This is a genomic window from Streptomyces sp. NPDC059224, assembly GCF_042754285.1.
Classification (GTDB): domain Bacteria; phylum Actinomycetota; class Actinomycetes; order Streptomycetales; family Streptomycetaceae; genus Streptomyces.
In genome coordinates, this window is the sequence record NZ_JBHZAN010000044.1 from 1 (window position 1) to 7,863 (window position 7,863).

The 7,863-nt window shown below is 72.0% G+C and carries 7 protein-coding genes and 1 pseudogene; 4 read left to right on the forward strand and 4 right to left on the reverse strand.

What is annotated here, in order from left to right; translation table 11 throughout:
* Nucleotides 1-104: 104 nt before the first annotated feature.
* A complete protein-coding gene (locus tag ACFXI4_RS37070) occupies nt 105-1,367 on the reverse strand; it encodes a streptophobe family protein (RefSeq protein WP_384999758.1) in 1,263 nt (420 codons plus the stop codon).
* Nucleotides 1,368-1,570: 203 nt separating this feature from the next.
* Between ACFXI4_RS37070 and ACFXI4_RS37075 the strand changes: the two are divergent.
* Nucleotides 1,571-2,785, forward strand: a pseudogene (locus ACFXI4_RS37075) (DUF6777 domain-containing protein); the annotation flags it as partial.
* A 328-nt stretch (nt 2,786-3,113) separates the two neighbouring features.
* On the forward strand, nt 3,114-3,566 hold the full coding sequence (locus tag ACFXI4_RS37080) for an ATP-binding protein (protein ID WP_384999761.1): 453 nt from the start codon (nt 3,114-3,116) through the stop codon (nt 3,564-3,566).
* Nucleotides 3,567-3,652: 86 nt separating this feature from the next.
* On the opposite strand, the gene ACFXI4_RS37085 is transcribed toward ACFXI4_RS37080, so the two are convergent.
* Both ACFXI4_RS37085 and ACFXI4_RS37090 read right to left on the reverse strand, forming a co-directional pair.
* Nucleotides 3,653-4,537 (reverse strand): RNA polymerase sigma factor SigF, encoded by an 885-nt coding sequence (locus ACFXI4_RS37085; RefSeq protein WP_384999763.1) that lies wholly within the window; start codon nt 4,535-4,537, stop codon nt 3,653-3,655.
* A 206-nt stretch (nt 4,538-4,743) separates the two neighbouring features.
* On the reverse strand, nt 4,744-5,568 hold the full coding sequence (locus ACFXI4_RS37090; protein WP_384999766.1) for a class I SAM-dependent methyltransferase: 825 nt from the start codon (nt 5,566-5,568) through the stop codon (nt 4,744-4,746).
* A 44-nt stretch (nt 5,569-5,612) separates the two neighbouring features.
* Here ACFXI4_RS37090 and ACFXI4_RS37095 point away from each other — a divergent pair, with 44 nt between their 5' ends.
* Nucleotides 5,613-5,966, forward strand: a complete 354-nt coding sequence (locus tag ACFXI4_RS37095) for a helix-turn-helix domain-containing protein (RefSeq protein ID WP_384999769.1) — start codon at nt 5,613-5,615, stop codon at nt 5,964-5,966.
* 7 nt (nt 5,967-5,973) lie between these two features.
* On the opposite strand, the gene ACFXI4_RS37100 is transcribed toward ACFXI4_RS37095, so the two are convergent.
* Nucleotides 5,974-7,176 carry an epoxide hydrolase family protein gene (locus tag ACFXI4_RS37100; RefSeq protein ID WP_384999772.1) on the reverse strand — a complete coding sequence of 401 codons (1,203 nt, stop codon included), beginning with the start codon at nt 7,174-7,176 and terminating at the stop codon, nt 5,974-5,976.
* A 99-nt stretch (nt 7,177-7,275) separates the two neighbouring features.
* Between ACFXI4_RS37100 and ACFXI4_RS37105 the strand changes: the two genes are divergently transcribed.
* The gene (locus ACFXI4_RS37105; RefSeq protein WP_362718629.1) at nt 7,276-7,758 is read left to right on the forward strand and encodes a VOC family protein; all 483 of its coding nucleotides are present in this window, start codon (nt 7,276-7,278) and stop codon (nt 7,756-7,758) included.
* Nucleotides 7,759-7,863 lie beyond the last annotated feature (105 nt).

The following is a 7,863-nucleotide window of genomic DNA, read 5'->3' on the forward strand; positions in this document are numbered from 1 at the left end:
CGTCGCAATCCACACCGAGCCAGAAGGCCCTCACCTATTTCAAGATCAGTCAGCCGTGAGCCCTGTCACCGTCCACAACCTCCCGGGACAGAACAGCTAGGGCCTCAGGGTTCTGGGGCCGCGACCTCGCCCCGGCGGCGCACCGGGCCGGCCGCAAGCGCGCCCAGGAACCCGGCGATCAGACCCCACAGGGCGCCCAGGCCCACCGCCGGCCACAGCCGCGGTTCCAGCAGCAGCTCACCCGACAGATTGCCGCCCAGGTCACCGATGCCGAGCAGCGAGAGGCCGTAGTGGGCGGAGACCCGGCCGGCGAGGCAGAGGGTCAGCATGGTCAGCGCGAGCGCGACCGCCAGATGCAGGGCGTGCCGCCAGGCGCGGACCCGCGCCGGTGAGCGGGCCGCCATCAGGAAGGCGGCCGCCAGGAGCAGCACCGCGGCCGCCACCGCCAGCCACCACCAGCGGCCGTCGTGGGCGGTGACCGTACGCAGGTCGAGGGTCGAGACGTCCGGGGTGCGCAGCACCTCGGCGAGGACATGCGGCACCGGCAGCCCGAACGGGCCGTCGACCCGGCCCTGCCAGGTGGCGCCGAGACCCAGCGTGAGCGCCGGCCACGCCAGGTTGGGCAGCCCCAGCAGGATCACCGCGAGGGTCTGCTCGGCATGCCCGCGCGTCACCATCGCGACCAGCGCGGCGACCAGCGCCAGGGCGACGGACGCCAGCACGTACACGACCATCGCGAACGCCGCCGGGCGCACCGACGTCTGGAACCGCAGCAGCCGTCCCGGCAGCGGGGCCCCCGGGGACACCAGCAGCGCCAGCACCAGGATCCCGGCGAGCCACAGCAGCCCGAACACGACGGTGAGCGGCACGTCCGTCGTGAAGCCCACCGTCGGCCCGGCGTCCAGCAGGTCGGAGAGGTCACCGAGGGTGCCGTCACCCACGTCCACGGCGAAGACGTGCCGGGCGCCGAGCGCGAGCCCGACCAGCGCGAGCAGCCACAGCACCGCGATCCGGGCCGCCCAGCCGGCCAGCTCCCGGGCGCCGGCCACCGCCCGGTGCCGCAGCGGCCGCAGAAAACCCGCGGCGCCGACCAGCGTCCCGACCAGCGTGACCGAGAGCGGTACGACGGTCAGGCCGGCGTTCGTCCGGGCCAGGTCGCCCGCGTCGCCGGACAGTTCGACGGTGCCGCCGACGGCCGCCACCACGGTCGCGAGCAGTACCGGCAGGAACGCGCTCTTCGGCAGGTCCGCCGCGCCCGCGGCCCACAGTCCCACGGCGGCCACCACCGCCATGGCGACCAGCGAGGCGAGCACCACACCGAGGGCGGGCAGCCAGCCGTGCCGTGCGGAAGTGATTCGGGCGCTCACGGTGCCACGCTAGGCAGCCTGCCGGCGCCTCGCCCGCCGGGTGCGCCGTCCGCGTCTGCCTGCGGGCGGCGGGGGACCTCGGCTTGCGGGCGGTGGGGGACCGGCGCACATTGGGCTCGTTGTGCATCAGATGAGGCATTTTTCGCAAAAGGTGTTTCAAGCCGATCGTCGCGAATGCCGTCCGTCGCAACGGGGAGATGAGCGTGAGGATCGAACCGCCGTCATCCGGCCGCCCCACGGGACCGCCCTCCGGCCCGCTGTCCGGGCCCGCCGGACCACCTCCCGGCCCGCCCTCACCGCCGCCCGGCGGCGGGGGAGGCGGCAGCCAGGGCGGACCGCCGCACCAGCCGTGGTGGCGGTCCGCTCCCCGGATCGCGATGCTCACCACCGCGGTGGTGGTCGCCGCGGTCCTGGCCGTGGTCCTCACCCGTTCGGACGGCGGTTCCGGGAAGACCGGCGAGGTCTTCCTGCAGGCCGCCAACAGCTCAGGGCAGGACCCGTTCACCGAGTCCAGTGCCACGAAGAGCTCCGTCGCGGCGGCGTCCTCCGTACCCGCCGGGCCGGACAACTCCGCCGCGCCGGTGAACGAGGTGCGCGGGGTGGACGGCGGAGCGCCCGGCCTCTACAGCGGAACGAAGAACAGCAGCAGCTGCGACATCGAGAAACAGGTCAGGTACTTCCAGGCCTCACCCTCGCGCAACAAGGCGTTCGCCGCCCAGGTCGGCGTCCGGCCCTCCGGCGTCCCCGCCTACCTGCGCTCCCTCACCCCCGTGCAGCTGCGCGCGGACACCCGGGTCACCGCCCACGGCTACCGCGACGGCGGCTCGACCACGTACCAGTCCGTCCTCCAGACGGGCACCGCCGTCCTGGTCGACGGGCACGGGGTGCCCCAGGTGCGCTGTGCCTGCGGCAACCCGCTGACCCCGCCGGTCGCGCAGCAGAACACCCCGAGGACCACGGGTGCCGCCTGGTCCGGGTACCGGCCCTCGAACGTGGTCGTCGTCGCGCCCGCCGCGCGGATCGTCAACGTCTTCGTCCTCTTCGACCACAAGCACGACGACTGGTTCGGCCGTCAGCGGGGCGATCACACCGGGCACGACGACCGCCCGGTCAAGCCCCCGGCCGACCCGAACCCGATGAACCCGCCGGCCTCCACCCACCCCTCGGGTCCGTCCAGCCCCGGCGCGAGCCACGGCACCGGCTCCCCGTCCCCGTCGTCGAACTCGCCGTCGTCCGAGTCGCCGTCCTCGAAGCCGCCGTCCTCGTCGGAGTCTGCGAGGACCGAGTCTCCGAAGCCGGAGTCCCCCAAGCCGGAATCACCGAAGACGGAATCACCGCGGACGGAGTCTCCGAAGACCGAGTCTCCGAAGACCGAGGCGCCCAGGTCCGAGGCGCCGAAGACGGAGTCCCCGAAGACGGAGCCCCCCAAGAACCAGTCCCCCAAGTCCGAGGCGCCCGCACCGCAGTCGCCCAAGTCGGCGGCCCCGCCCTCCCAGGTGCCCTCCCCGGCGTCGCCCGGTTCCGAGTCCGCGCTGTCCCCGGCCTCCCCGGCCTCCCCGCAGGCCCCACCCAGCTCGGCTCCCCACGTCCCCCCGGAATCCGGAAGCCCCGGTTCCCCGGCGGTGTGACCAGCGTGACGTCTTTTGTGCGCGGTCGGCGAACACCTTGGGGACTGCGGGACGACACTCGGGGTACGAGCATGGTTGCAACAGCGATCCGGCCGGCACCGGCCTCCTGGAGAGACGCATGATCGAACACCTGGGCGGGGCAGTGATACCGACTGGCTTCGACGTACCCGTGGAGCCGCTGCGACGGGCGGCGCACTACACCGGTGAACCTGGCTGCATCGCCGAGGCACGGGACTTCGCGGCCCGCTTCCTGGAACAGCTCAGAACCGAGTGGTGCGCCGCGATCGATCCCCGGGCCGACGGTGAGCTGCTCCTGGTGGTGAGTGAGCTGATCACCAACGCGGACCGGCACAGCAACGGCCCGTACATCCTCGAACTGGAGGGTACGGACAGCGCGGTCCTGGTCTCCGTGTACGACAGCAGTGCCGCGCTGCCCCGGCGGTTCCCCAAGGATCCCGAGCGGGTCGGCCGGCACGGTCTGGAGATCGTGCACGCCCTGGCCGCCGAAGTGACCGCCGAGCGGGTGCCGGTCGGCAAGCGGGTCCGCGCGCTGGTGCCCCTCTCGCACTGATCTCGCACCGACCGGATCGCACGGGTGCCGCCCCGTGCGCCGGTCCGGGCGGTTTGGGGCGGTACCCGTGCGATCCGCCGTCGGACTCAGGCGCAGCCGAGTTCGCCCAGCATCCCCTGGCGCAGCCGCGCGATGATCCGCTTGATGAGGCGGGAGACATGCATCTGGGAGCAGCCGAGCCGCTCGCCGATCTCCGCCTGGGTGGCCTCTTCGACGAACCGCAGATGGATGATCTCCCGGTCCCGCTCGCTCAGCTCGGCCATGAGCGGGGCCAGCGACTGGAAGTCCTCGACGAGCCGCAGCCCGTCCTCCTCGACCCCGATGAAGTCGGCGAGCACGGACTCGCCGTCCTCGGGGCCGTCGCCGGTGAGCGCGGCGTCCAGCGAGGAGGAGTTGTAGCCGTTGGAGGCCAGCTGGCCCTCGACCACCTCGTTCTCGGACAGGTTCATGAGGGTGGCGAGCTCGGCGACCGTCGGATCCCGGTCAAGGCGGCTGGAGAGCTCCTCGCGCGCCTTGGCCAGTTCGACCCGCAGCTCCTGGAGCCGGCGCGGGACGTGCACCGCCCAGGTGGTGTCCCGGAAGAACCGCTTGATCTCGCCCACGATGTACGGCAGCGCGAAGGAGGTGAACTCCACCTCACGCGACAGCTCGAACCGGTCGATGGCCTTGATCAGGCCGATCATCCCGGTCTGGACGATGTCCTCCATGTCGTCGCCCCGGTTGCGGAACCGTCCGGCCGCGAACCGCACCAGCGACATGTTCATCTCGATGAGGGTGTTGCGGGCGTACTGGTACTCGGCCGTGCCCTCCTCCAGCTCGGTGATCCGCCGGAAGAACTGGCGGGACAGCTCGCGCGCGTCCCGGGGAGCGACGGTCTTCGGGTCCTCTATTCCGGGCAGCGTCCCTGCCGCCGAGCGTTCTCCGACACACTGCGCGGTCTTCACTGCTTCGGACCGGATCCCGGTGTTCATTGCCTCTCCCCACGAAAGTCACGGTACGGCGTGTGCCTCTTCGGCCTCTGTCGTTCCGGCCTTGTCCAGTTGATCGCCCTGGCCCGGGTACCCGCTGTCGGACATCCCATGCGTGCTTGAACGACGAGTACCCGGGGTGACGCGTCGCATGCACCCCGTTTACACGGCTGGCGGAAAAAGGTCGTCGACGTCCGGTGGCGAACCGCTCACCCTCCGACGCGGACGGCCGTGATCAGTTCGTGCCGGTACCGCTTGGTGACCACACCGTCGTACCGCGAGTCGATGAGGTCCCGGACACCGTCCAGCAACCCCTTCCGGGCGGTTTCGGGCAGGGCGCGGTGGTTGGAGTAGGTGAGGAGGACGTCCAGATAGGCGTCGGTGGTGTACGTGATCTCCTGGGAGTGGCCGTGCACGGTGACGTCCGTGAAGTACGGGGAGCCGCTGAACTCGGCGGTGTCGGGGATGATCTCCGACTCGGGGGTCTGCCGCAGTCCCGGCGGGGTGGCCGGGTCCCAGCGCTCGTAGCACTCCTGCACGTCGGCGAAGAAGGCCTCGGTGCCTCCCGCCACATGGTGGGTGGTGACGACGGCGAGCAGTCCGCCGGCGCGCAGTGCCCGGGCCGCCCTGGGCACCCGGACCGCGGGGTCGATCCAGTGGAACGCGGTCGCGCACACCACCGCGTCGAACGGCTCCGCGGGCGGCTCCCACCGCTCGAAGTCCGCGGTCACGACGTCCACGGCGGGGAACGCGGCCAGTTCCCGGCGGGCCACCGCGGCCAGGGACGGCCCCAGCTCCACGGCCGTGATCGCACAGCCGGACCCGGCGAGGTCCACGGTGAGCTGCCCGGTGCCCGGAGCGATCTCCAGCACGCGCACCCCCGGGCCGGCAGCGGTGACCCGGCTCAGCTCCGCCACCAGAGAGGGGGGATAGCGGGGCCGTGCGCGCAGGTACCGCTCCGCGTCCTGGTCGAAGGTGTCCCGCAGCTTCGGCCCCGTTCCCGTGCACTCCAGCGCATCCATGCCGGGCAGCATGCCGATCCGCTCCTGCGAGGGGCCACTGCTTTTAGGCTGTCGGAGTGAGCAGTCAACCGCGCGACCACGCCCCTGTCATTCCGCTGCGCCCGAGCCAGCCGGACCCGGAGCCGAGAGAGCCCCTCTGGCGAGACCTGGTCGGAGACGTCCTGCGGCGCGAGCGGCTGGACCAGGAACGGACCCTCAAGGAGGTCGCCGAGACCGCCCGGATCTCCCTGCCGTATCTCTCGGAGATCGAGCGCGGCCGCAAGGAGGCATCCTCCGAGGTCCTCGCGGCCGCCGCCCACGCCCTCGGACTCGACCTCGGGAACCTGCTGTCCCTGGTCCACTCCGAGTTCGCCCGGCAGACCGCTGCCGGCCGGCCCGCGCCCTACAACGGGCTGTGCCTGGTCGCCTGACGGCGGGTCAGGCCGCGCCCTGCTCCCGCAGCTGCCGGAAGAACGCCCGGACGTCGCCCACCAGCAGGTCCGGCTCCTCCATCGCCGGGAAGTGTCCGCCCCGGTCGAACTCCGTCCAGCGCACGATGTTCTCCGTGCGGTCGGCCTTGTGCCGCAGCGGACGCTGGGGTTCGGCCGGGAAGAGCGCGAGGGCGGTCGGTGCCGTCGACGGCAGGGAGGGCGCGGTGGCGCGGAGGCCGGTGGCGTGCGCCCGCTCCCAGTAGACGCGGGCGGACGAGGCGGCCGTGCCGGTCAGCCAGTACAGCATCACGTCGGTCAGCAGCCGGTCCCGGTCCACGGCCTCCTCCGGCAGCTCCTCGGAGTCCGTCCACTCCTGGAACTTCTCGACGATCCAGGCGAGCTGTCCCACCGGCGAGTCGGTGAGCGCGAAGCCGGGGGTGTGCGGGCGGGTGCTCTGCAGGACCGCGTACCCGGTGCTCTCCCGGGACCAGGCGGCCCAGCGGTGCCAGGAGTCAAGGGTGTGCGCCTGCTCCTCGGGGCCGAGCGCGGCCAGCTCCTCGGCCGTGGGCTCGGTGGCCTGCTGGGCGCCCGGCAGCAGATTGAGGTGGACGCCGATCACCCGCTCGGGATGGGCGCGGCCCAGTTCGCGCGAGATCGCCGCACCCCAGTCGCCGCCCTGCGCGCCGAACCGCTCGTAACCCAGCCGCCCCATCAGCTCGGCCCAGGCGTCCGCGATCCGGCCCGCCTCCCAGCCGGGCGCCGAGGTGGGACCGGAGAAACCGAAACCCGGGACGCTCGGCACCACCACGTGGAAGGCGTCGGCCGGATCCCCGCCGTGCGCGGCCGGATCCGTGAGCGGGCCGACCACGTCCAGGAACTCCACGACCGAGCCCGGCCAGCCGTGGGTGATGACCAGCGGGGTGGCGTCCGGCTCGGCGGAGCGGATGTGGGCGAAGTGGACGTGAGCGCCGTCGATCACCGTCGTGAACTGGGGCCACGCGTTGAGCTCCGCCTCGGCCGCCCGCCAGTCGTACTCGTGCCGCCAGTAGTGCGCGAGCTCCCGCAGGTACGGCGTCGGTACGCCGTACTCCCAGCCGGCGCCCGGCAGCTCGGCCGGCCAGCGGGTGCGGTCGAGCCGGTCGTGGAGGTCGTCGAGGTCGCTCTGGGGGATCGAGACACGAAACGGTTCGACGGCTGACGAAGAGATCATGGTCTGCATGCTAGGTGTCCCGATGAGCGGCCGGCGATGAGTTTCCCGCCGTGTGGGGGTCGGTACGGATGACCCTGTTCCACGCTCCAGGAGGTGCCCATGACCACCGACGGATTCACCACGTGTCTCTGGTTCGACGGCCAGGCCGAGGAGGCCGCCCACTACTACGTGTCGATCTTCAAGAACTCCGGCATCGGGCGGATCGGCCACTACACCGAGGCCGGACCGGGCCCCGCCGGATCGGTGATCGCCGTCGACTTCACGGCCAACGGGCACAAGTTCGTCGCCCTCAACGGCGGCCCGCAGTTCAAGTTCAACGAGGCGATCTCCTTCCAGATCTACTGCGACGGGCAGGAGGAGGTCGACCACTACTGGACCAAGCTCGCCGAGAACGGCGGCGAGCCCGGCCCGTGCGGCTGGCTCAAGGACCGGTACGGAGTCTCCTGGCAGGTCATCCCGGAGGGACTGATCGAGATGATCGGCGACGCCGACCCGGAGCGGGCGGCCCGCACCACCCGGGCGATGTACGCGATGGGCAAGCTGGACATCGCCGAGCTGAAGAAGGCGTACGCGGGCGAGTGACCCGCACGGCGACGCGGGGCGGTGTCCGCGCCGCCCCCCCCCCCCCCCCCCCCCCCCCCCCGCCGACCACCGCGCCCCCCACAAACAAAAAAATATAAAAGCACG

Excerpts from the sequence above, each read along its gene's own strand:
- ACFXI4_RS37080 (WP_384999761.1), top strand. The coding sequence starts at position 3,114 with ATGATCGAACACCTGGGCGGGGCAGTGATACCGACTGGCTTCGACGTA.
- ACFXI4_RS37105 (WP_362718629.1), top strand. The coding sequence starts at position 7,276 with ATGACCACCGACGGATTCACCACGTGTCTCTGGTTCGACGGCCAGGCC.
- ACFXI4_RS37085 (WP_384999763.1), bottom strand. The coding sequence starts at position 4,537 with ATGAACACCGGGATCCGGTCCGAAGCAGTGAAGACCGCGCAGTGTGTC.
- ACFXI4_RS37090 (WP_384999766.1), bottom strand. The coding sequence starts at position 5,568 with ATGCTGCCCGGCATGGATGCGCTGGAGTGCACGGGAACGGGGCCGAAG.
- ACFXI4_RS37100 (WP_384999772.1), bottom strand. The coding sequence starts at position 7,176 with ATGATCTCTTCGTCAGCCGTCGAACCGTTTCGTGTCTCGATCCCCCAG.